Annotated in this window: 19 protein-coding genes; 8 read left to right on the forward strand and 11 right to left on the reverse strand. The window is 63.4% G+C overall.

Translation table 11 applies throughout. The features are described 5' to 3' along the window. Positions 1-20 precede the first annotated feature (20 nt). Positions 21-2,600, reverse strand: coding sequence for an ATP-dependent chaperone ClpB (gene clpB / locus ACZ1JM_RS09200; RefSeq protein ID WP_465134522.1), 2,580 nt, complete (start codon positions 2,598-2,600; stop codon positions 21-23). 217 nt (positions 2,601-2,817) lie between these two features. On the opposite strand from clpB, the gene ACZ1JM_RS09205 reads away from it, so the two are divergent. Both ACZ1JM_RS09205 and ACZ1JM_RS09210 read left to right on the forward strand, forming a co-directional pair. Beyond that, entirely contained in the window at positions 2,818-5,724 is a 2,907-nt protein-coding gene (locus ACZ1JM_RS09205; RefSeq protein WP_465134523.1) for a M16 family metallopeptidase, read from the forward strand. A gap of 10 nt (positions 5,725-5,734) precedes the next feature. After that, complete coding sequence (locus ACZ1JM_RS09210) at positions 5,735-6,037, forward strand: hypothetical protein (protein ID WP_465134524.1); 303 nt, start codon at positions 5,735-5,737, stop codon at positions 6,035-6,037. Between the two features lie 79 nt (positions 6,038-6,116). Here the strand turns inward: ACZ1JM_RS09210 and gatB are convergent, their stop codons facing one another. The 6 genes from gatB to rpsU all read right to left on the reverse strand — a co-directional run bounded on the left by gatB (position 6,117) and on the right by rpsU (position 10,979). After that, the gene (gene gatB / locus ACZ1JM_RS09215; RefSeq protein WP_465134525.1) at positions 6,117-7,613 is read right to left on the reverse strand and encodes an Asp-tRNA(Asn)/Glu-tRNA(Gln) amidotransferase subunit GatB; all 1,497 of its coding nucleotides are present in this window, start codon (positions 7,611-7,613) and stop codon (positions 6,117-6,119) included. Position 7,614: 1 nt separating this feature from the next. Then, entirely contained in the window at positions 7,615-9,099 is a 1,485-nt protein-coding gene (gatA, locus tag ACZ1JM_RS09220; protein ID WP_465134526.1) for an Asp-tRNA(Asn)/Glu-tRNA(Gln) amidotransferase subunit GatA, read from the reverse strand. After that, positions 9,099-9,401 carry an Asp-tRNA(Asn)/Glu-tRNA(Gln) amidotransferase subunit GatC gene (gatC, locus tag ACZ1JM_RS09225; RefSeq protein ID WP_465134527.1) on the reverse strand — a complete coding sequence of 101 codons (303 nt, stop codon included), beginning with the start codon at positions 9,399-9,401 and terminating at the stop codon, positions 9,099-9,101. Before gatC ends, gatA begins: the two co-directional genes overlap by 1 nt. 123 nt (positions 9,402-9,524) lie before the next feature. Further along, positions 9,525-9,995 (reverse strand): FKBP-type peptidyl-prolyl cis-trans isomerase, encoded by a 471-nt coding sequence (locus ACZ1JM_RS09230; protein ID WP_465134528.1) that lies wholly within the window; start codon positions 9,993-9,995, stop codon positions 9,525-9,527. 35 nt (positions 9,996-10,030) lie between these two features. Continuing rightward, the gene (locus ACZ1JM_RS09235) at positions 10,031-10,612 is read right to left on the reverse strand and encodes an FKBP-type peptidyl-prolyl cis-trans isomerase (protein WP_465134529.1); all 582 of its coding nucleotides are present in this window, start codon (positions 10,610-10,612) and stop codon (positions 10,031-10,033) included. A gap of 160 nt (positions 10,613-10,772) precedes the next feature. Then, positions 10,773-10,979 (reverse strand): 30S ribosomal protein S21, encoded by a 207-nt coding sequence (rpsU, locus tag ACZ1JM_RS09240; protein WP_007688176.1) that lies wholly within the window; start codon positions 10,977-10,979, stop codon positions 10,773-10,775. A 298-nt stretch (positions 10,980-11,277) separates the two neighbouring features. Between rpsU and crcB the strand changes: the two genes are divergently transcribed. The 5 genes from crcB to ACZ1JM_RS09265 are packed head-to-tail and all read left to right on the forward strand — an operon-like array spanning position 11,278 to position 14,561. Next, a complete protein-coding gene (gene crcB / locus ACZ1JM_RS09245; RefSeq protein ID WP_465134530.1) occupies positions 11,278-11,685 on the forward strand; it encodes a fluoride efflux transporter CrcB in 408 nt (135 codons plus the stop codon). Beyond that, the gene (locus tag ACZ1JM_RS09250; RefSeq protein WP_465134531.1) at positions 11,682-12,992 is read left to right on the forward strand and encodes an RluA family pseudouridine synthase; all 1,311 of its coding nucleotides are present in this window, start codon (positions 11,682-11,684) and stop codon (positions 12,990-12,992) included. Before crcB ends, ACZ1JM_RS09250 begins: the two co-directional genes overlap by 4 nt. Next, on the forward strand, positions 12,992-13,642 hold the full coding sequence (locus ACZ1JM_RS09255) for an HAD-IA family hydrolase (RefSeq protein ID WP_465134532.1): 651 nt from the start codon (positions 12,992-12,994) through the stop codon (positions 13,640-13,642). The genes ACZ1JM_RS09250 and ACZ1JM_RS09255 overlap by 1 nt, the downstream gene beginning before the upstream one ends. Beyond that, positions 13,639-13,854: a hypothetical protein gene (locus ACZ1JM_RS09260; RefSeq protein WP_465134533.1), complete on the forward strand. Its 216-nt coding sequence runs from the start codon at positions 13,639-13,641 to the stop codon at positions 13,852-13,854. Before ACZ1JM_RS09255 ends, ACZ1JM_RS09260 begins: the two co-directional genes overlap by 4 nt. A gap of 11 nt (positions 13,855-13,865) precedes the next feature. Further along, positions 13,866-14,561 (forward strand): ATP12 family chaperone protein, encoded by a 696-nt coding sequence (locus ACZ1JM_RS09265; RefSeq protein WP_465134534.1) that lies wholly within the window; start codon positions 13,866-13,868, stop codon positions 14,559-14,561. A 41-nt stretch (positions 14,562-14,602) separates the two neighbouring features. On the opposite strand, the gene ACZ1JM_RS09270 is transcribed toward ACZ1JM_RS09265, so the two are convergent. From ACZ1JM_RS09270 to ACZ1JM_RS09285, 4 genes are all read right to left on the reverse strand, one after another. Continuing rightward, a complete protein-coding gene (locus tag ACZ1JM_RS09270) occupies positions 14,603-15,175 on the reverse strand; it encodes an ABC-type transport auxiliary lipoprotein family protein (RefSeq protein ID WP_465135023.1) in 573 nt (190 codons plus the stop codon). Positions 15,176-15,261: 86 nt separating this feature from the next. Next, positions 15,262-16,200 carry an MlaD family protein gene (locus ACZ1JM_RS09275; protein ID WP_465134535.1) on the reverse strand — a complete coding sequence of 313 codons (939 nt, stop codon included), beginning with the start codon at positions 16,198-16,200 and terminating at the stop codon, positions 15,262-15,264. Positions 16,201-16,210: 10 nt separating this feature from the next. Continuing rightward, positions 16,211-17,137: an ABC transporter ATP-binding protein gene (locus ACZ1JM_RS09280; protein WP_465134536.1), complete on the reverse strand. Its 927-nt coding sequence runs from the start codon at positions 17,135-17,137 to the stop codon at positions 16,211-16,213. Then, positions 17,134-18,249, reverse strand: coding sequence for an MlaE family lipid ABC transporter permease subunit (locus tag ACZ1JM_RS09285; protein ID WP_465134537.1), 1,116 nt, complete (start codon positions 18,247-18,249; stop codon positions 17,134-17,136). Before ACZ1JM_RS09285 ends, ACZ1JM_RS09280 begins: the two co-directional genes overlap by 4 nt. A 182-nt stretch (positions 18,250-18,431) precedes the next feature. Here ACZ1JM_RS09285 and ACZ1JM_RS09290 point away from each other — a divergent pair, with 182 nt between their 5' ends. Further along, the gene (locus tag ACZ1JM_RS09290; RefSeq protein WP_465134538.1) at positions 18,432-21,134 is read left to right on the forward strand and encodes a valine--tRNA ligase; all 2,703 of its coding nucleotides are present in this window, start codon (positions 18,432-18,434) and stop codon (positions 21,132-21,134) included. Positions 21,135-21,150: the final 16 nt, after the last annotated feature.

Below are 21,150 nucleotides of genomic sequence, written 5' to 3' on the forward strand. Positions count from 1 at the left end.
AAGACAGCCCGGTCATCTGCTCAACTCACACCAATCACCAGCGCCCCATCGCCATCTTCGATGTGCAGATGCGATCCGTCGGGGACTTCTCCGGCGAGCAGTTTTTCGGCCAGCGGATCCTGCAGGTAGCGTTGCACGGCGCGTTTCAGGGGGCGGGCGCCGTAGACGGGGTCGTAGCCGACCCGGCCTAGCCAGCGCTTGGCTGCATCGGTCAGGTCGAGGACGATCTTGCGGTCCTTCAGCAGTTTCTGCACCCGCGCCACCTGGATGTCGACGATCGGACCCATGTGTTCCTGGCCGAGACGGTGGAACAGCACGATTTCGTCCAGACGGTTGAGGAATTCGGGCCGGAAATGGCCGCGCACCACTTCCATGACTTGCGGCTCGACCGTGTCGACGTCCTGCCCTTCGTCCAGTTGGGTCAGGTACTGACTACCCAGATTGCTGGTCAGGATGATCAATGTGTTGGTAAAGTCGACCACCCTGCCCTGCCCATCGGTCAGCCGTCCATCGTCCAGCACCTGAAGCAGCACGTTAAAGACGTCCGCGTGCGCTTTCTCTACCTCGTCGAACAGCACGACCTGATAGGGCCTACGCCGCACGGCCTCGGTCAGCACGCCGCCTTCTTCATAGCCTACATAACCCGGAGGCGCGCCGATCAGGCGGGCGACCGCGTGCTTTTCCATGAATTCGGACATGTCGATGCGGACCATCGCGGTATCATCGTCGAACAGGAATCCGGCGAGTGCCTTGGTCAGTTCGGTCTTGCCGACACCCGTGGGGCCAAGGAACAGGAACGATCCGAGCGGGCGGTTCGGATCCTGCAACCCGGCGCGCGCGCGACGGACGGCCTTGGACACGGCGGAAACCGCGTCCTTCTGACCGATGACCCGTGCGCCGATGGCCTCTTCCATCTTGAGCAGCTTTTCACGCTCGCCTTCCAGCATGCGGTCGACGGGCACGCCGGTCCAGCGGCTGACGACACCGGCGATGTCATCTTCGGTCACTTCCTCGCGCAGCAAAGCATTGCCCGCCGAATCCTGAGCCTCGGTCAGTTGCTTTTCCAGGTTGGGAATCGTGCTGTAGGATAGTTCTCCCGCCTTGGCGTAGTCGCCGCCCCGCTGGGCCTGCTCCAGTTCGATGCGGGCAGCGTCCAGCTGTTCCTTCAGGCGGCCTTCGGCTGCGATCTTGTCGCGTTCGTTCTGCCAGCGCGTCGTCAGTTCGCTTGACTGCTGTTCCATATTACCGAGTTCGCCGCGCAAGCTGGCCAGCCGATCGCGAGACGCCTCGTCGGTTTCCTTACCGAGCGCCATCTCCTCGATCTTCAGCTGGATGATGCGGCGATCCAGTTTCTCGATTTCCTCGGGCTTGGATTCCACTTCCATGCGGATGCGGCTTGCGGCCTCATCCATCAGGTCGATCGCCTTGTCTGGCAGGAAGCGGTTGGTGATGTAACGATTGGACAGCGTCGCCGCTGCCACGATGGCGCCGTCGGTGATCCGCACGCCATGGTGCAGCTCGTACTTTTCCTTCAGCCCGCGCAGGATGGAGATCGTGTCCTCCACCGTCGGCTCGCCAACGAACACCGGCTGGAAACGACGCTGCAGCGCCGCGTCTTTTTCTACGTACTTCTGGTACTCATCCAGCGTAGTCGCGCCGATGCAGTGGAGTTCCCCGCGAGCAAGCGCAGGCTTCAGCAGGTTCCCCGCATCCATCGAACCTTCGGACGCGCCTGCGCCGATCAGGGTGTGCATCTCGTCGATGAAGAGGATGATGTGGCCTTCAGCGCCCTTCACTTCGTCCAGCACCGCTTTCAGACGCTCCTCGAACTCACCGCGATATTTCGCGCCGGCGATGAGCGAGCCCATGTCGAGCGCCATCAGCTGGCGATCCTTCAAACTGTCCGGAACGTCACCATTGGCGATGCGCAGCGCGAGGCCCTCGGCGATCGCTGTCTTGCCGACGCCCGGGTCGCCGATCAGCACGGGATTGTTCTTGGTTCGACGGGCGAGGATCTGGATCGTGCGACGAATTTCCTCGTCACGACCGATGACAGGGTCCAGCTTGCCGTCGCGCGCCGCTTGCGTGAGATCGCGGGCGTATTTCTTCATCGCGTCATAAGCGTTTTCGGCCCCCGCGCTGTCCGCCGTGCGTCCGCCGCGAAGTTCGGTGATCGCCGCTTCCAGGCTCTCCGGCGTCACGTTGGCAGCCTTCAGCGCCTGACCGGCAGGCGTAGTGCTGGCAAGCGCGAGGCCCAGCAGCATGCGCTCCACCGTAACGAAGCTGTCGCCCGACTTGGTCGCCGCCTGCTCCGCTGCATCGAGTACGCGAACGGCATCGTTGTCGAGGCCCGGGGCGCCCGCCGCACCGTTGCCTGACACCGCCGGCAGCTTGGCCAATGCGCGATCGAGTTCCTGCGTTGCGAAAACCGGGTTGCCGCTGGCCCGCTTGATAAGCCCGGCCGCCATGCCTTCGGAATCGTCCAGCAGTGCCTTGAGAATGTGTTCAGGACTGATGCGCTGATGATTGTTGCGGATCGCAACGGTCTGGGCTGCCTGGAGGAAGCCCTTGGCGCGGTCGGTGAACTTTTCGAGATTCATAGAATGCTTGCCTCCTGATCCCGTTTATGTGGTGTTGTCTTTATGCAACACAAGGTGTGACTCTGCGATATTCCCTATGCAGGTTTCGGGCGTCAACCTGCGTCGAGCCCGAAAGTGGGATCGGCCACGAAAATTTCCATGTGTCGGTGACAGGATTTGCTTTTGCCGGGAGGCGTTTGGCTCTGGCAAGCAGCGGGCAAGCTGCTACCTTGCGGCCATGCGAATGTCCCTTACGCCGAGCGTTACCGCTCTTGCCGCCGCCCTCGCCCTTTCCGCCTGCAATACTACCGGCCCCGACCGTCCGCGGGAAGCAGGCGCGGTCCCAGCCCGACCTCCAGCTACCACCCCAGCCGTATCGCCGCAGGAACTGGTGCAGAAAGTCGATATTCCATACGACAAATTCGTCCTCGCCAATGGCCTGACCACGATTGTCCATACCGATCGCAAGGCCCCGGTCGTCGCGGTAACGATCTACTACAAGGTCGGGTCGAAGAACGAACCGCGCGGCAAGACCGGCTTTGCGCACCTGTACGAGCATTTGTTCTTTGGCGGGTCGGCCAACGTGCCGAGTTTCGACATTCCGCTGGAGGCGGCGGGATCCACGCCCACAAACGGCTCCACGTGGTATGATCGCACGAATTACGTGGAAACGGTGCCAACCGGTGCTCTCGATCTGGCGCTATTCATGGAAAGCGATCGCATGGGGGCATTGCTTCCCGCCGTCACCCAGGACAAGTTGGATAAGCAGCGCGGCGTCGTTCAAAATGAAAAGCGGCAGGGCGACAATCAGCCTTATGGCCTGACCGAATATGCCGTGGCGGACGGGCTGTTCCCGGTCGGCCACCCGTATCGCCATTCCACCATCGGATCGATGGCCGATCTGGAAGCCGCCAGCCTTGGCGATGTGCGGAAGTGGTTTGCCGACCATTACGGCCCGAACAACGTCGTTCTCGTGCTATCAGGAGACATCGACGCGGCGATAGCAAAGCCCAAGGTCGAAAAGTGGTTCGGCACCATTCCCAAGGGGCCGGACGTTGCCCCCGTCAGCGCAGATCCGGTAACGCTTGCCGCGCCTGTATCGCGTGACATGACCGATCAGGTGCCGGTGCTGCGGCTGATGCGGCAGTGGAGCGGGCCGGGCCTGAACGATGCGGAGGCCCCGGCGCTGCGCATCGGCATGCACATTCTCGGCGGCCTCGCCAGCTCGCGTCTGGACAATGCCCTCGTGCGCGGATCGCAGGAAGCGGTATCGGTTTCCGCTTCGGCGCAAGTTTATCAGCAGGTCGGCGTGCTGCAGGCGCAGATGGACGTGAAGCCCGGCGTTCAACGCCCCGCTGCCGAAGCCGCGTTCGACAGAGTCATCGCCGATTTCCTGGCGCAGGGGCCGACCGATGACGAACTGCGGCGCGCCGTCGTCAGCACCCTTTCGGGCGAGATAGGCGGTCTGGAGCAGGTTGGAGGCTTCTCCGGCAAGGGCGCCACGCTGGCGGAAGGACAGGTTTATTCAAACGACCCTGCCAAGTACAAGGCGGACCTTCAGGCCATTGCCGCCCTGACACACGATGCAGTGCGGACTTCCATGCGCAAATGGCTCGGCCGCCCGGTCTACAAGCTGGCCGTCGTCCCTGGACAGCGCACGGAAAGCGGCAACACCATGGGCGGATGGGGCGATGAAGGGCAGACCCCGCCGCCGGTCGCCGACGCCCAGACAAAAGTGCCCAAGCTCCCGCCAGTTCCCAAGCGCTCCGCGCCCTCGGTCGCGCCCGTATCCGCCCTGGCGTTTCCGGCGATCGAGCGTGCTACGCTGTCCAACGGCATTCCCGTCGCACTCGCCCGGCGTACGGCGGTTCCCAAGGTCATCATGTCCATCGATTTCGATGCGGGCTATGCTGCGGACGCGCTTGATACGCCCGGCACGCAGGGCCTCATGCTGGACATGCTGGAGGAAGGCACCCGCACCCGCAACGCCACACAGATCGCCGAGGAGCAGGAGCGACTGGGTGCCAACATCGGCACGGGCGCGTCGCTGGACGCGAGCAGCGTCACGCTGAGCGCCCTCACCGCAAACCTCGCTCCGTCGCTGGCGCTGACGTCCGACCTGATCCGCAACCCTGCTTTCGCCCAGGCGGATTTCGATCGCGCCCGTTCACAGGCACTGGCGGAACTGGCGCAGACCGAAGCGACGCCCAGCGCCCTGGCAGCCCGGACGCTGGGCGCGGAGCTCTACGGCAGCCATCCTTATGCCCAGCCCAGTGACGGTCTTGGCTCGAAGACCTCCCTCGCCGCGCTGACCCCCGCCGCGCTGAGCGCCGCGCATGCCAAGTGGCTGCGTCCGGATCTTGCCCGCATCACCGTCGTGGGTGACGTGACGATGGCGGAATTGAAGCCGCTGCTGGAAAAGGCGTTCGGCAACTGGGCGGTACCCGCCGGGGCCAAACCGGTGAAGGACCTTAACGCCCAGACCCCCACCGCCTCACCGCGGATCGTGCTGATCGACCGGCCCAATTCGCCACAGTCGGTGATCATGGCGGGCCGGGTCCTGCCGTTGACCGGCCGCTCACAAAACGAGGAGCCGCTGATGCTGGCCAACGACGTGGTCGGCAACGGCTTCCTGTCACGCCTCAACGCGGACATTCGCGAGGACAAGGGCTGGAGCTACGGCGTGCGAACGGGCGTGAGCCAGCCGATAGGGCCGCGCGCGCTGCAGATCATGGCCCCTGTCCAGGCCGATCGCACGGGCGACTCGATCAAGGCGATCATGCAGGACATGTCCGCTTTCCCGGCACGCCAGCCGGTCACCGCCGAGGAGTATCAGCGCGTCACCGAAGGCGCGATCCGTGCCCTGCCCAACCAGTTCGAAACCAACGCCGCGGTGCTGGGCGCGATCGTCAAGAACGACAGGCTCGGACGGCCGGAAGATTACTACGTGAAGCTGGCCGCGACGTATCGCGCGATCGATCCGAAAGCTATCGGTTCGGCGGCGGGACAATACCTGCAACCGACCGATCTGACCTGGGTTATCCTGGGCGATCGCAAGATCGTCGAACCGCAACTCAAGAACCTGGGCCTGCCGGTCGAAGTGCGACCGGCTCCTGCCGATGGCGGCGACGAGCCTCAGGAATAAGGAACGATAGATGACGCTGGCCGGAACCTACGACTGCGTAACCAACACCCCGCTTGGCAAGCAGAAGGGTGTGCTGACGATCATGCCAAGCTATGCGGATACGTTCACCGGACACATATCCGGCGATCTCGGCAGCATGGCGATCACCGACGGTCGGATCAGCGGGCAGACCTTGTCCTGGTCGATGAAAATGACCATGCCCATGCCGATGGACCTCGATTGCACCGCTACCGTCGATGGCGACGACCTGCGGGGTGAGATCAAGGCCGGAATGTTCGGTACGATGGAACTGACCGGAACGCGCAGCGCCTAGCTGCATACGTTTCATCGCAGAGAAAAAGCGCGCGGAATGGAGTGATCCATGCCGCGCCCTTTTTGTTTAGTTGGCTATGTCAGCCGAGTTTCGACTTAAGGATATCGTTGACGACCTGCGGGTTGGCCTTGCCCTGCATCGCCTTCATTGTCTGGCCAACGAAGAACCCGAACAGCGCCACCTTACCGCCGCGATACTGTTCTACCTTATCCGCGTTGGCGGCGAGGATACCGTCCACCGCCGCTTCGATGGCGCCGGTATCGCTTTCCTGCTTCAGCCCCTCACGCTCGACGATCGCGGTCGCGCCGTCGCCGGTGTCGAGCATGATTTCCAGAACCTGCTTCGCGATCGAGCCGGAAATCGTCCCTTTGCCGACGAGCGAGAGAAGCTCCGCCGCCTGCTCATGACTGACCGGCGAATCGTCAAGGCTGCGACCCAGCTTGTTGAGCGCGCCGAACAATTCGGAAATCAGCCAGTTGGCGGCCTGCTTGGCGACATCCGCCGGCTGTTTGCCTTGCGCGGTCGCCGTTTCCACCAGCAGCGCTTCGAACCAGCGATACGTATCGACGTCGGCCGTCAACACCGCCGCATTGTACGGCGAAAGGCCCAGCTCGCTCGCGTAACGTGCCCGCTTCGCGTCAGGCAATTCGGGCAGGGAAGCGCGACAATCATCGACAAACGCGTCGTCAAGCACGAGCGGCAGCAGGTCGGGGTCGGGGAAATAGCGATAATCATGCGCGTCTTCCTTCGACCGCATCGACCGGGTCGACCCGGTGCCCGGATCGAACAAGCGGGTTTCCTGCACGATCTTGCCGCCGCCCTCGATCACATCGACCTGACGATTGGCTTCATGCTCGATCGCCTGCATGACGAAGCGCACCGAATTGACGTTCTTCGTCTCGGTCCGCGTGCCCAGTTCCTCGCCGGGGCGGCGCACCGATACGTTGACGTCGGCGCGCATCGATCCCTGATCCATGTTGCCATCGCACGATCCGACATAGCGCAGGATCGTCCGCAGCTTGGACAGATAGGCTCCCGCTTCCGCAGGCGAGCGCATATCAGGGCGGCTGACGATCTCCATCAGCGCCACGCCCGACCGGTTGAGATCGACATAGGACATCGTCGGATGCTGATCGTGCATCAGCTTGCCGGCGTCCTGCTCGACGTGGATGCGTTCCACGCCGATCACCTTTTCTTCAGGGATGCCGGCCTTCTCATCGGCATCGATCGTCAGCGAACCTTCGCCCACCAGCGGGTGATACAGCTGGCTGATCTGGTAGCCCTGCGGCAAGTCGGCATAAAAGTAGTTCTTGCGATCGAAACGCGACCACTTGTTGATCTGCGCATCAATGGCCATCCCGGTGCGCACGGCCTGGCGGATGCACTCCCGGTTGGGAACCGGCAGCATGCCCGGCATCGCCGCATCGATCAGTGATACCTGCGAGTTTGGCTCTGCCCCGAACGCAGTCGCAGAGCCGGAAAACAGCTTGGAGTTGGACGTGACCTGCGCGTGAACTTCAAGGCCGATCACGACCTCCCAGTCTCCGGTGGCGCCCTGGATGCGATATGTGCTCATGTTACCACCACTTCTCCGGCTTGGCCGCAAAGGCAGCGCGTGCCTCGATCGCGAGACCGGCGTTGAGAACACCCTGTTCGTCAAGCGGACGGCCGATGATCTGCAGTCCAAGCGGCAGGCCCTGCCCATCGACACCGGCCGGAACCGACATGGCCGGCAATCCCGCCAGAGAGGCCGGAACGGTGAACACGTCGTTGAGGTACATGGCCACCGGATCGGCGACGTTCTCACCCAGTGCAAACGCGGCGCTTGGCGCTGTCGGCGTCAGCAACACGTCAACCGTCTCGAACGCCTTGGCGAAGTCCTGCGAGATCAGAGCGCGGACCTTCTGGGCCTGCGTGTAATAGGCGTCGTAGAAGCCCGCCGACAGCACATAGGTGCCGACCAGGATACGCCGCTTCACTTCCGGCCCGAACCCGGCTGCGCGGGTCGCGGCGTACATGTCCTGCAGGCCCGCCCCGTCCGGCAGGTCGCGCAGGCCGTAGCGCACGCCATCGTACCGCGCGAGGTTCGAGGAAGCCTCGGCAGGCGCGATGATATAATACGTGGGCAGCGCATATTTGGTGTGCGGCAGCGATACCTCGACCACTTCGGCCCCGGCATCCTTCAGCCAGGCTATGCCCTGCTCCCAGATCGCCTCGACTTCGGACGGCATGCCATCTACCCGGTATTCCTTGGGAATGCCGACTTTCTTGCCCTTGAGATCGGCGGACAAGCCAGCCGCCCACGCGGGCACCGGAGCGTCGAGGCTGGTTGAATCCTTGGGATCGAACCCCGCCATCGCCTCCAGCATGATGGCACAATCGGTCACGTCGCGGCCCATCGCGCCTGCCTGGTCGAGCGAACTGGCGTAAGCGACCACGCCCCAGCGCGAACACCGGCCGTACGTGGGCTTGATGCCGGTGGTGCCGGTGTAGGCTGCGGGCTGGCGGATCGATCCGCCGGTGTCGGTCCCGGTGGCCGCCGGAGCGAGGCGCGCCGCGATCGCCGCCGACGATCCGCCCGAGGAACCACCTGGCGTCAACTGCGCATTGCTGCCCGGCCGCCGCCAGGGCGACACCACGTTGCCGAAATGGCTGCTCTCGTTAGAGGAACCCATGGCGAACTGATCGAGGTTCAGCTTGCCGAGCATGCCGGCGCCCGCTTCCCACAGCTTGCGCGACACTGTCGATTCGTACTGCGGCACGAAGCCTTCGAGGATATGGCTGGCGGCGCTCGTCTGGACGCCTGCGGTGGCAAACAGGTCCTTCATGCCGATCGGTACGCCGGCCATGGGGCCCAGTGCCTGCCCGGCAGCGCGAGCATCGTCCACCGCCTTCGCCGCTTCGATCGCTTTATCGGGCGTGGCGACGATGAAGGCATTCAAGGCCCCCTGCGCGGCAGCGACATTGGCGTTGAACGCCTCTGCAACTTCGACGGCGGAGAATGTGCCGGCAGCGACGCCGTCGCGAATGGCGGCGACGCCAAGGTCTGTAATCTCGGTCATTATTCGATCACCTTGGGCACGCCGAAAAAGCCGTGTTCGGCGGCGGGGGCGTTGGCCAGAACAGCGTCGCGGCGATTGCCGCCGGTCAGCGGATCGGCATCGGTCACATCATCGCGCAGGCGCAGCGTGTTGGGGATCACGGCGGTCATCGGCTCGATACCAGTGACATCGACTTCGCCGAGTTGCTCGACCCAGGCAAGGATGCCGTTCAGTTCGGGAACCATGGCTTCGAGCTCTTGCTCGCTCACCTTGATCCGGGCGAGGCTGGCGATCTTCGCCACGGTTGCGGTATCCACCGACATGGCTTTCCTTCACGGTTTGGATCCACGCCAAGCTGCGCGCGGAACATCATTCGAAGCGGGCAGCTAGCATCGCCGCCCGGCGGCTTCAAGCCGGGGACAGGCACGAAACGAAAACCGCGCGACTTATGGCGTGGTTTGGGGTTGCTGTCCGGGCGAGGGAGACTTAGCGGCAGCCTGCGCGCGCATCTCAGCCATCAAGGCGGCAATCTCCTCGGGCGTCTTGAAATCAAGAAGGTCGATTTCGAACACCAGCGTCGAGTTCGCCGGGATCGGGCCGGACGCCTTTGCCCCATAGCCAAGCTCGGGCGGGATCGTCAGCTTGTAACGCCCGCCGCGCTGCATCTGGACCAGCCCTTGGGCAAATCCCGGGACCACTTCGTCCAGCGGCATCGGCGTCTGCTGCGCCTGATCGAACACGGTCCCGTTCGGGAGCATGCCCTTGTAGTTTATCAGGACATAGGAGTGCGCCGGAGGACGTTCACCCGAACCAGCCTTGAGCGTCTCCACCGTCACCGTACGCGCAGCCTTAGCCACCGCCGCCGTCTGCGCGGCAGCACTTGCTGAGGTCATGCACAGGAAGCCGGCCAGCATCATGCCAGCCAGGCCGCGAGCAATAAGCCCAGGCCGCGTCAAGGCTGTACCGGAGCCGGAGCGGCGCCCGGAACGCCGGGAGCCTCGCCAGGAGCGCCAGGCATCGCGCCCGGAGCGCCGGGAACCGCGCCCTGCTGCTGCATCTGCTGAAGCTGCTGCATGATGCGCTGCTGCTGCTGGATCTCGGCAAGGCTCTTGAAGTCGAGCAGTTCGACTTCGAACTTAAGATCAGCGTTGGCGGGGATTGGCGATCCGGCGGGCGGATTGGCGCCGTAAGCCAGCTTCGACGGGATTTCGACCAGATACTTGCCGCCGCGCTTCATCTTCATGAGCGCCTTGCTGAAGCCGGGCACGAACTGGGCGACGGGGTTGGGATAGCCCTTGTTCTCATCAAACACGGTGCCGTCTTCCAGCATGCCCTTGTAGTTGATGAGGACCACGTCTTCCATCGTCGGCGATTCGCCGTTGCCCGCCGTCAGCGTCTTCACGGTCGGCGCAGGCGGCAGCGCGGCGTAGGCGACGCCTCCGGCCACGAGCGCAATGGCGGCAACACCCAGCCAGATCTTCGTGACAGCGCCCTTGGCAATCGGCTGGAGCGGGACACGGGTGATCTCAGTCATCGTCAATGCCTCTTGTTCGCAAATATGGAGCCGTGCCCAAGCGTGCTTGCACGAAGGGCGCGGAAAGGAAATTCCGCGCCCTCATGGCTCAACCCGGCGCGGCGTTCAAGCCGCAAGCCGCGATTTCAAGGTGCCCCGCGCAAAGGCGCGGGAAACACGCTTACTTGGCGCCGTCGCGCTCCATGCGCTTACGCTCGAGCTTGCGGGCGCGGCGAACCGCAGCAGCCTTTTCGCGAGCGCGCTTTTCCGACGGCTTTTCGTAGTGACGGCGCAGCTTCATCTCGCGGTAGACACCTTCACGCTGCAGCTTCTTCTTCAGCGCACGAAGGGCCTGATCAACATTGTTGTCGCGGACGAGAATTTGCATAAACCGACACACCTCAAAAAAAACGAACGAGGCCCGTCCCGCATCCACTTAGGCGAGACGAACCGCGAATCTTGAGCCAAAATAGAACCGCTACCAGCAAAGGAGCGGCTCGAATGGCGCGCCCGTTACCAAACCGGCGTCACTAAGACAAGTCCAAACGGGCACGGCGAGGCCCTGACTTGCGGCAACGCGTGGATATTGCGCTGAATGAATCGTCGTTAGCATGTTTCGGCGGCAATTGCGCGTCACTGTCTCGCGTCGTTTGGAAATTCCCCGATTCGCGTCTAAGGCGAGCGCCATGCCTCACCCCTCCTTTCTTGCCGCCTCGGTTTACGTGGCCGGCGGCGGCGCCTTTGGCTCGTGGCTGCGCTTCCTGGTGGGGCGCGGCATGGGGGCGGCGCTGGGTCCAGCTCGGGGCGCTGCGTTTCCGTACGGGACGCTAACCGTGAACATTGTCGGCAGCCTGCTGATGGGTGTCCTCGCAGGATGGCTTGCCCGTGCTGACACGACCGGTGAGCCGGTTCGGCTGCTCTTGGGTGTCGGCGTCCTTGGCGGCTTCACCACCTTTTCTTCATTCAGTCTCGATGCGGTCGCTCTGATCGAACGAGGCGCGATCGGCACGGCGGCTCTATATACAGGGCTGTCGCTGCTCGCCGGGTTTGCCAGCCTGTTCCTTGGCCTGATCTTGATGCGGAGCGCGGCATGAACCCCGGTAATTCTGAAACAGTGCGTCAGTTCACTGTCGGCCACGACGATGACGGGGTACGCCTGGATCGCTGGTTCAAGCGCCATCTGCCTCAGGTGAGCTTTGCGATGGTGTCGCGCTGGGCGCGTACCGGACAGCTGCGTGTCGATGGCAAGCGCGCCGACGTCGATACACGGCTGACGCCAGGACAAGTCCTTCGGGTCCCCCCCGGCGGTGATCCGAAGGCGATCGATGGCCCCCGCCCTCGCCGCGAACTGACCGAGGAGGAAATCGCCCTCGCCGATTCGATGGTGCTGACGCAGGACCGCGCGGCCATCGTGCTGAACAAACCGCCGGGTCTGGCGACGCAGGGTGGCTCGGGCATGACCCAGCACGTCGACGGTCTGCTAGACGCCTATGTCGAGAAAGGCCCGCGTCCTCGGCTGGTCCACCGCCTCGACAAAGATACGTCCGGCGTTCTCCTGATCGCGCGCACGCCGGGCAGCGCCTCGTTCTTTTCCAAGCGTTTCTCCGGCCGCACCGCCCGCAAAATCTACTGGGCGCTGGTCGTCGGCGTCCCCAGCATCAACGATGGCATGATCGAATTGCCGATCGGGAAGCAGCCCGGAACCGGCGGCGAAAAGATGCACGTTGACGAGAAGGAAGGCCAGACCGCGCGCACCCGCTATCGTGTCATCGATCGCGCCGGTAACCGCGCCGCCTGGGTGGAGCTTCACCCCCTCACCGGCCGCACGCACCAGTTGCGCGTGCACATGGCGGCAATCGGCCACCCGATCGTGGGCGATGGCAAGTACGGCGGGCAGGAAGCGTTCCTGACCGGATCGATCAGCCGCAAGATGCACCTGCACGCCCGCCGCCTGATCATCGAACACCCGGACGGCGCACCGCTGGACGTCACCGCGCCCTTGCCCGAACACTTCGCGAATTCTCTCGAATCGCTGGGTTTCGAGGAATCCGAAGGCGAAATGCCGGACGACGCACCCACCGATTTCTCGAAGGAAGAGCGTAAGAAGGCCGCCAAGGCTCACGCAAAGGAATACCGCAAGGAACGGCGCGGCGAGAGGCGTAAACGGACGGACAATCCCTCAGGCCAGGTTCGGTCGGGCAAGCCATCGGCAAAGCCTGGCTCCAAGGCGACGGGCAAGCTAGGCGGCAAGCCCTTGGCCAGAAGCGCTGCAAAACCGGGCGCGAAGTCACTCGGAAAGCCGGTGCGCGCGGGCGGCAAGCCTAGCGGTCCACGCAGTACCGCTCCCGCTCGCAAACCCGGCGGCGCACCTCGCGGCGCGCCGCGTGGCGGGCGTAGCTGATGAAGCTGGCGGTTTTCGACTGCGACGGCACGCTGGTCGATGGGCAAGCACCAATCTGCGAAGCCATGGAAGCGGCGTTCGCCGAATTCTCCCTCCCTGCCCCATCGCGCGGCGCAATCCGCCGAGCGGTGGGCCTTTCGCTGCCTCACGCCATTCGGCAACTGCTGCCTAAATCCGACGGCGAGCAGCAGGCTGCAATGGCCGAAGTGTATAAACTTTCCTTCCGTAGCGCGCGCGAACAGGGCCGTGTTGCCCAGCCCTTGTTCCCGGGCATCGCGGACACGCTGCGTTCTTTACAGGCAGCCGGATGGACGCTTGGCGTGGCGACCGGCATGTCGGACCGCGGTTTGCAATTCTGTCTTGAAGCCAACAGCATTTCCGATCTTTTCGTGACCTTGCAGACGGCCGATCGCCACCCGTCAAAGCCGCATCCGGCCATGCTGGAACAGGCCCTGATGGAAGCCGGCGCGCGGCCTGACGAGGCCGTAATGATCGGTGATACCGCGTACGATATCGCGATGGCGAAAAGCGCCGGGGTTCGAGGGATCGGTGTCGATTGGGGCTACCACCGCCCCAGCGAATTGCTGGAGGCTGGGGCCGAGATCGTCGTCGACAGCCCTGCCCTGCTGCGGGACCATCTGCTTTCATGAGCGAACGTGACCCGGCAATGGCGCGTTTCGCCATCCTGAATGCCGTGCGCCTTGCCGGTGTCGCCTTTGTCGTGCTCGGAATGCTGATCACCTCTGACCGCATTCTTGCGCAAGTTCCGCAATGGGTCGGCTACCTGCTGATCGCCAATGGTCTGATCGATGTCTTCGTCATCCCGACCATCCTCGCGCGCAAATGGCGCACTCCCCGATAGAGCCACGGATCATGAAGCGTTTCTACAAACAAGTTGGTCTGGAACAGGCCGAGGGCGGATGGCGGGCCACTCTGGACGGGCGCGGCATTCGAACTGCAGGTGCCCGCGCCCAGATCGTGCCCAGCCGCGCGCTGGCCGAGGCGCTGGCGGCGGAATGGGACGCACAAGGTGAGACGATCGACCCCGCCACGTTCCACCTGCGCGATCTGAGCGACTTCGCCATCGACGCGGTGGCCCCCGCGCGCGATACGGTAATCGCCGAACTGATCCCTTACGCTGAAACCGACACCCTGTGCTATCGCGCCGATCCCGATGAAGCGCTGTACAAGCGCCAGACTGCCGTGTGGGAACCGCTTCTGGCGGCGTTCGAACAGCGACTGGACGTTCGATTCGCCCGCATATCCGGCATCATGCACAAGCCTCAGCCTGCTGACACGCTGGATCGTCTGCGCGCAGAGTTACGCAATTGCAGCGATTTTGACTTGGCGGCGTTGAAAATGCTGGCGAGCCTCGCATCCTCGCTGGTCATCGCACTGGAAGCGATCCGGCCGAACAGCGTTGCAGTCGCCTTGTTCGATGCCGCTGAACTGGAAGCAGACTGGCAAGTCGAACTATGGGGCGACGACTGGGAAGCAGCGGAACGCCGCGCCGCCCGGCTTGAAGCGTTTCAACTGGCGATCAAGCTGGCCGAACTGGCGCGAGCCTGAAACATCCCGCGCGATACACTCGCGCGGGCTGGTCTCTTACCTCAAGAGCCACTGACCCAATCGGCGACCTGGCGGGCAACGTCATTCGCCGCCTGATTGAGCGCGACGCCGACGGGCTTGGCTTTCGCTTCCACGCCGCTGACCACGGATTCAAAGCGACGCGATTGCACGTTCTTGCCGCCCCGCTCGGTGCGCATCGCATCGAAGCGGACCACCACCGCGCTGCGCTGCGCATCATAGCCCATCTGCAGGATCCGGCCGCCAATCAACGTCCGACCGGTAACCTCGAAGTCGCCACCTTCCACGACCAGCCGCCCGGTCCGCGCCCGCAACGTTTCGCCAAGAAGAGAGCGGAACTGACGTGAAGGCTTCTCGATCCACAAGGCGTCCTTGAGGTACGCCACGCTGGAGGAATCGACTGTGACCGGAACGCGCAATACGTCCAGCCCGCGATCCGCCTCCGGATCGAGAACGACGATCGCGTCGGTCAACTGGCCACTGGCGGTCGAACCCGCAGGCGCCGACTCCGCAGGGGTCAGACGCATCAGTTCGTCCGGCGGTTTCGCCCCGAAGCTGATGCAGCCTGACAACGTCAGCGCGGCGGCTATCGCCATGAAGCCGGATGCGTGAACTCCGCGAATACGCATGCCGCCCAAACGGATCCCTGAACGGGTCATCGCCTTTTCCATCGTGCCCCTCGTCATGGCTTATAGTCCGGCAGCTTCTGCCCTTTGAGCAGCGCGCCCGCACCCTGTTCGTCGATCTTTTCGGTAACGCTGCGCAACGCCTTGCTGGTGGCCCGCAGATCGCGGATCGCCGCCTCAGCGGCCGGCAGCGTTTGCTGCGAGACCTGATCAAGCGCGGGTTGTGCATGCTGCATGGTCACGTCCAGCTGATCCATCGACTTCTGAGCCGACGCCAGCGTCTTGCGCAGCTGATCCGCCAGAGAATTGCCTTCGCTACCCAGCAGATCGTCAGCTTTGCCCGCCACGCCTTCAAACGCCTTCAACGTCTGCGTCGCTTGCGCCAAAGTCTTGCGCATTTCGACCATGGTGGTCCGGAATTCCGGCGTTGCCTGCGAGATATCGCGGGTCATCTTGTCGGTGTTCTTGAGAATGCCGGATATCGAGCGCCGATTTTCATCGCTCAACATCTGATTCAGGTTTTCGGTGAGCGTTGCCAGACGCTCCAGAAGAAGCGGCGCGTTGGACAGGATTTCCCCGAAACCACCGCGCTTGGTCGGAATAACAGGCACGCCTTCGGGCCCCGGTTCGGTCAGCAGCGGCGCGCCTTTCACGGCGCCTTCCAGCTGGATGTCGGACACGCCCGTAAAGCTGGCCTGGATCGTCGCGGTGGTGCCCACCGTAATTGGCACCTTTTCATCCACTTTCACACGAACGCGCACGAAGCTGGGATCCTGCGGCCACAACTCGATCTTCGTCACCTGACCAGACGGAACGCCTGCGTAGGCGACTTCCGACCCTTTCGCCAAGCCATCGACCGATTGTTTGAAGAAGATGTCGTACTCGTTCTGCGAGCCTTCGTTAAGACGCGCGATCCAGATGACGAACGCAGCCAGCGCCGCCAGCAACACCAGCGTAACGGCGCCGACCCAGACGTGATTGGCCCTTGTTTCCATCGTCTGTGCCCTATGCCCCTGTCTTGCCGCGGTCCGGATCGGACGGCTGCGCCTCGTTCGAGGTCGAAGAAGTTTCAACGGATCGGGTTGTCCCGTGTTCCGCCCCGTGTTTCGCGTCACGGTCCGGCATCACCGCCGGATCGTCCTTGGTGGCGAGTGCCGCCCGGCCGCGAGGGCCGTTGAAGTATTCCTGGATCCATGGATGGTCCAGTGCCAACAGTTCCGGGATCGTGCCCACGGCGATCACCTGTTTGTCCGCCAGCACTGCCACCCGGTCACAGATCGCATAAAGAGTGTCGAGATCGTGGGTGATCAGGAACACCGTCAGGCCGAGCGTTTCCTTAAGTTCCCGGGTCAGGCTATCGAAGGCCGCCGCCCCGATCGGGTCGAGCCCGGCGGTTGGTTCGTCAAGGAACAGCAGCTCCGGATCCAGCGCCAGCGCACGGGCAAGGCCAGCACGCTTTTTCATGCCGCCAGAAAGTTCGTTCGGATACTTGAACGCCGCCTCTTCCGCGAGACCGGACAGCCGGACCTTGAAGCGTGCGATGTCGGCCCGCAGCGAATCGGTAATTTCCGGGAAGAACTGCTTGAGCGGCACTTCCACGTTCTCACCCACCGTCAGCGTCGAGAACAGAGCGCCGCCTTGAAACAGCACACCCCAGCGCGACCGCAGGTCGATCGAATCTTCCTCGGTCGAATCGCCCATCTTGTGACCAAGGACGGTGATGTCGCCCGCTGTCGGCTGCTGCAGGCCGATGATCGAGCGCATCAGCACGGATTTGCCCGTACCGGAGCCGCCAACGACGCCCAAAATCTCGCCTTTGCGGACCTTTAGCGATAAATCTTCATGAATCACGTGATCGCCGAAGGTATTGCGCAGCCCTTCGACAATGATGGGGTATTCGCCCCGATCGGTATTGGTGGAAAGATCCGTCATTCCCAACCGATCTTCGTGAAGAACACGGCGAAGAAGGCATCGAGCACGATTACCGTGAAGATCGCGGTCACCACGGCCTGCGTTGTTCGCGCGCCAACTTCCTCGGCGTTGGAGGTGACCTGCATGCCCTGATAACAGCCTGCCAGCGCCACGATCAGCGCGAAAACCGGCGCCTTGATGAGGCCGACCCAGACGTCGGTGATCGGCACCACTTCCTGCGTGCGCTGGAGGAACGTCCAGAACGGGATGTCGAGAGCGAAGTTCGATATGAACGCGCCGCCGATGATCGCCAGCACCGTGCTGTAGAAGCCCAGCATCGGCATCATGATCATCGAGGCCAGCACGCGGGGCACGACCAGCGCCTCCATCGGCGACACGCCGATGGTGCGCATGGCGTCGACTTCCTCGGTCAGCTTCATGGTGCCGATCTGCGCGGCGAAGGCCGAGCCGGACCGGCCAGCCACCATGATCGAGGTCATCAGGATGCCCAGTTCGCGCATCGAAAGGCGGCCGGTCAGGTTGATGGTATAGATTTCTGCGCCGAACTGAGCGAGCTGCACCGCGCCCTGCTGCGCGATCACGATACCGATGAGAAAGCTCATCAAGCCGATGATCCAGAGCGAATTTACGCCCACGTACTGCATGTGGAAGACCAGCGCCGTGCCCCGCAGCTTCGATGGGCGGCGGATAACCGCGCCGAACGCGACCATCAGCTCGCCCAAAAAGCCGACCAGTTTGTAGAGGCCGTGCCCCCAGTTGGACACCAGATCGCCCAGTTCCCCTAGGGTTCGGGTGACCAATGGCAGTTGCGGTTCGGGTTTCGCCTGTTCTTCGCCGATATCTCCCAGCGAGGCGAAGAGGCGGCGGGCCTGGTCGCTTTCGCCGGTGATTTCGAGGCCCCGTTCGCTGGCGTAGCGGCTGACGAGCCAGGCGCCGGTCGTGTCGATGTCCGTCACACCGGACATGTCTATCCGCTTGAAATCCCCGGATAAACCGGCCAGCTTTGCATCGATGTTGCCAAGAGAATGGACGCGCAGCGGTCCCTTCAGCGCAAGGACATGGTCGCCGCCTTGGTCGTTTTCCGACAGGGTGAAGTCAGCCCATTCCCGCATGTATGCTCGTATCTGCGAAAAACCCCTAACCGGCAAGAGGTTCCATGCCAGCGACGAATTGTTCGTAAAGTCCCAAAACGCGGCACCTAAAACTACATAGGCCGCACCTACAACCACAGGACCGCCCTGCCCCTCCACTGTTGTCTTGCGCGCCATCCCGCGCGCTGGCAAAGCCCCGCGCCATGACCGACGCCATTACAGATGCCGCGCCCGAGGGCGGACTCGACAAGACTTTCGACCCCGCCCGGATCGAGGCGAAGTGGTACGCCCACTGGGAAGCGGGCAATCTGTTCCGGCCGGAACGCCCGGACGCCGCGCCCTTCACCATCGTCAATCCGCCGCCGAACGTCACCGGCTCGCTGCACATCGGGCACGCGCTCGACAACACGCTGCAGGACGTGGTGATCCGGTACGAGCGGCTGCGCGGCAAGGATGCGCTGTGGGTGGTCGGCACCGACCATGCCGGGATCGCCACGCAGATGGTGGTCGAACGCCAGCTGGAAGCCGCGCAGGACAAGCGAACCAACTATTCGCGCGAACAGTTCATCGAAAAGGTGTGGGACTGGAAGCGCGAAAGCGGCGGCACCATCACCGGCCAGCTGCGTCGCCTGGGCTGCTCGATGGACTGGAGCCGCGAGCAGTTCACCATGGACCCGCATTTCACCCGCGCCGTGGTGAAGGTCTTCGTCGATCTGCACAAGCAGGGCCTGATCTATCGCGACAAGCGACTGGTGAACTGGGACCCCAAGCTCAAGACCGCGATCAGCGACCTTGAGGTGGAAACGCGCGAAATTCAGGGCCATTTCTGGCACTTCAAATATCCGCTCTCGGACGGTTCGGGCCACATCATGGTCGCCACCACCCGGCCCGAGACGATGCTGGCCGACATGGCCGTGGCCGTTAATCCGGCGGACGATCGCTACAAGCCGCTGCTCGAACGCGGGGCGACCGTCACCCTGCCGATCACCGGCCGTGAAATCCCGATCATCGCCGACGAGCACGCCGACCCGGAACTGGGTTCGGGCGCTGTGAAGATCACGCCTGGGCATGACTTCAACGATTTTGAGGTAGGCAAGCGCGCCGGATTCAAGGCGGCGGACATGCTCAACATGCTCGATGCCGAGGCGAAAGTCTGCCAGACGTCGGACGGGCTGATCCCGCACGCTTTCCTTGGGCTCGACCGCTTCGACGCCCGCGCCGCCGTGATTGACCAGATGAAGGAGCTGGGTCTCCTCATACCGCACATCACGAAGGACAAGGAAGGCAACGAGGTTAAGCACGACGCCGAGCCGCGCACCATCGCGACGCCGTATGGCGACCGTGGCGGCGTGGTGATCGAACCTTGGCTGACTGATCAATGGTACGTCGATGCGCAAACCCTCGCCAAGGCGCCGCTGGAAGCGGTGCGCACCGGCCAGATCGAGATCGTCCCCAAGACCTGGGAAAAGACCTTCTTCAACTGGATGGAAAACATCCAGCCGTGGTGCGTTAGTCGCCAGCTATGGTGGGGACACCGGATTCCGGCGTGGTTCGCGGATGACGGGGAAATCTTCGTCGCCGAAACGGAAGAAGAAGCGCAGGCGCAGGCCGGCAACAAGAAACTGGTTCGTGACGAGGACGTGCTCGACACCTGGTTCTCCTCGGCGTTGTGGCCTTTCGCCACGCTCGGGTGGCCCGATCAGGACGCCCCGCTCCTTGCCAAGCACTACCCCAACGACCTGCTCGTCTCGGGCTTCGACATCCTGTTCTTCTGGGATGCGCGCATGGCGATGCAGGGCATCCATTTCATGAAGGAAGTGCCGTGGAAGCGGCTCTATCTGCATGGGCTGGTGCGCGCCGCCGATGGGCAGAAGATGTCCAAGTCCAAAGGCAACGTGGTCGATCCGCTGGGCCTGATCGACCAGTACGGCGCCGACGCGCTCCGCTTTTTCATGACCGCCATGGAAAGCCAGGGCCGCGACGTGAAGATGGATGAGAAGCGGGTCGAAGGGTACCGCAACTTCGCCACCAAGCTGTGGAACGCGGCGCGTTTCTGCCAGTCGAACGGCATCGGCGCGAGCACGTCGCTCGCCGCCCCCGCCGCCACGTCCGCCGTCAATCGCTGGATCATCGGCGAAGTGGTGGAGACCGTCGCCGCGCTCGACAAGGCGATGGCGGACTTGCGCTTCGATGCCGCCGCCAACGCGATCTACCACTTCGTGTGGAACCAGTTCTGCGACTGGTACATCGAACTGATCAAGGGCCAGTTCGATGACGAGACGAAGGCCGTCGCCGGCTGGGTGCTCGACCAGATCCTCGTCATGCTCCACCCCTTCATGCCGTTCGTCACCGAAGAACTGTGGAGCAAGATGGGCGCGCGCGAGAACGAGCTGATCGTCGCGCGCTGGCCGCAGCCGGGGGTGAAGGTCGATGCGGCCGCCAAGGTCGAGGTCGAGTGGCTGATCGCCCTTGTCGGCAACTTGCGCGGCGCGAAGTCGGAACTGGGCATTTCGCCCGGCGCGCGGCTGACCGCCTATCTCGCCCAGCCATCGGATGAGACGCGGGCCATCATCGAGCGTAACGCCCGGGCGATCGATCGCCTGGCGCGGCTGGATGCGATCCACTTCGAGGCTGCCCCTGCGGGCGCCGCGATGCAGGTGGGCGCAGGTGATGCGATGCTGGCGATCCCGCTGGAAGGCGTGATCGACATCGGAGCCGAAAAGGCGCGTCTGGAAAAGGCGCACGCCGCCTCAGTAAAGGAGCGCGATTCGCTCGCCAAGCGGCTCGACAATCCGGCCTTCGCGCAAAAGGCCAAGCCCGAGGCGGTGGAAAAGGCCCGCGCCGACCACGCCGCGCATTCGGCCGAGGCCGAACGGCTGGCAGCGGCGCTGGCGCGGTTGGGGTGAGTGATGCCGCCTGGAC

The sequence above is a fragment of the Novosphingobium sp. BL-S-24 genome (genome assembly GCF_055521575.1).

Excerpts from the sequence above, each read along its gene's own strand:
- ACZ1JM_RS09210 (WP_465134524.1), top strand. The coding sequence starts at position 5,735 with ATGACGCTGGCCGGAACCTACGACTGCGTAACCAACACCCCGCTTGGC.
- ACZ1JM_RS09260 (WP_465134533.1), top strand. The coding sequence starts at position 13,639 with ATGAGCGAACGTGACCCGGCAATGGCGCGTTTCGCCATCCTGAATGCC.
- gatC (WP_465134527.1), bottom strand. The coding sequence starts at position 9,401 with ATGTCGGTGGATACCGCAACCGTGGCGAAGATCGCCAGCCTCGCCCGG.
- ACZ1JM_RS09250 (WP_465134531.1), top strand. The coding sequence starts at position 11,682 with ATGAACCCCGGTAATTCTGAAACAGTGCGTCAGTTCACTGTCGGCCAC.
- gatA (WP_465134526.1), bottom strand. The coding sequence starts at position 9,099 with ATGACCGAGATTACAGACCTTGGCGTCGCCGCCATTCGCGACGGCGTC.
- ACZ1JM_RS09235 (WP_465134529.1), bottom strand. The coding sequence starts at position 10,612 with ATGACTGAGATCACCCGTGTCCCGCTCCAGCCGATTGCCAAGGGCGCT.
- crcB (WP_465134530.1), top strand. The coding sequence starts at position 11,278 with ATGCCTCACCCCTCCTTTCTTGCCGCCTCGGTTTACGTGGCCGGCGGC.
- ACZ1JM_RS09255 (WP_465134532.1), top strand. The coding sequence starts at position 12,992 with ATGAAGCTGGCGGTTTTCGACTGCGACGGCACGCTGGTCGATGGGCAA.
- ACZ1JM_RS09270 (WP_465135023.1), bottom strand. The coding sequence starts at position 15,175 with ATGGCGATAGCCGCCGCGCTGACGTTGTCAGGCTGCATCAGCTTCGGG.
- ACZ1JM_RS09205 (WP_465134523.1), top strand. The coding sequence starts at position 2,818 with ATGCGAATGTCCCTTACGCCGAGCGTTACCGCTCTTGCCGCCGCCCTC.
- ACZ1JM_RS09290 (WP_465134538.1), top strand. The coding sequence starts at position 18,432 with ATGACCGACGCCATTACAGATGCCGCGCCCGAGGGCGGACTCGACAAG.
- ACZ1JM_RS09285 (WP_465134537.1), bottom strand. The coding sequence starts at position 18,249 with ATGCGGGAATGGGCTGACTTCACCCTGTCGGAAAACGACCAAGGCGGC.
- ACZ1JM_RS09265 (WP_465134534.1), top strand. The coding sequence starts at position 13,866 with ATGAAGCGTTTCTACAAACAAGTTGGTCTGGAACAGGCCGAGGGCGGA.
- clpB (WP_465134522.1), bottom strand. The coding sequence starts at position 2,600 with ATGAATCTCGAAAAGTTCACCGACCGCGCCAAGGGCTTCCTCCAGGCA.
- ACZ1JM_RS09275 (WP_465134535.1), bottom strand. The coding sequence starts at position 16,200 with ATGGAAACAAGGGCCAATCACGTCTGGGTCGGCGCCGTTACGCTGGTG.
- gatB (WP_465134525.1), bottom strand. The coding sequence starts at position 7,613 with ATGAGCACATATCGCATCCAGGGCGCCACCGGAGACTGGGAGGTCGTG.
- rpsU (WP_007688176.1), bottom strand. The coding sequence starts at position 10,979 with ATGCAAATTCTCGTCCGCGACAACAATGTTGATCAGGCCCTTCGTGCG.
- ACZ1JM_RS09230 (WP_465134528.1), bottom strand. The coding sequence starts at position 9,995 with ATGATGCTGGCCGGCTTCCTGTGCATGACCTCAGCAAGTGCTGCCGCG.
- ACZ1JM_RS09280 (WP_465134536.1), bottom strand. The coding sequence starts at position 17,137 with ATGACGGATCTTTCCACCAATACCGATCGGGGCGAATACCCCATCATT.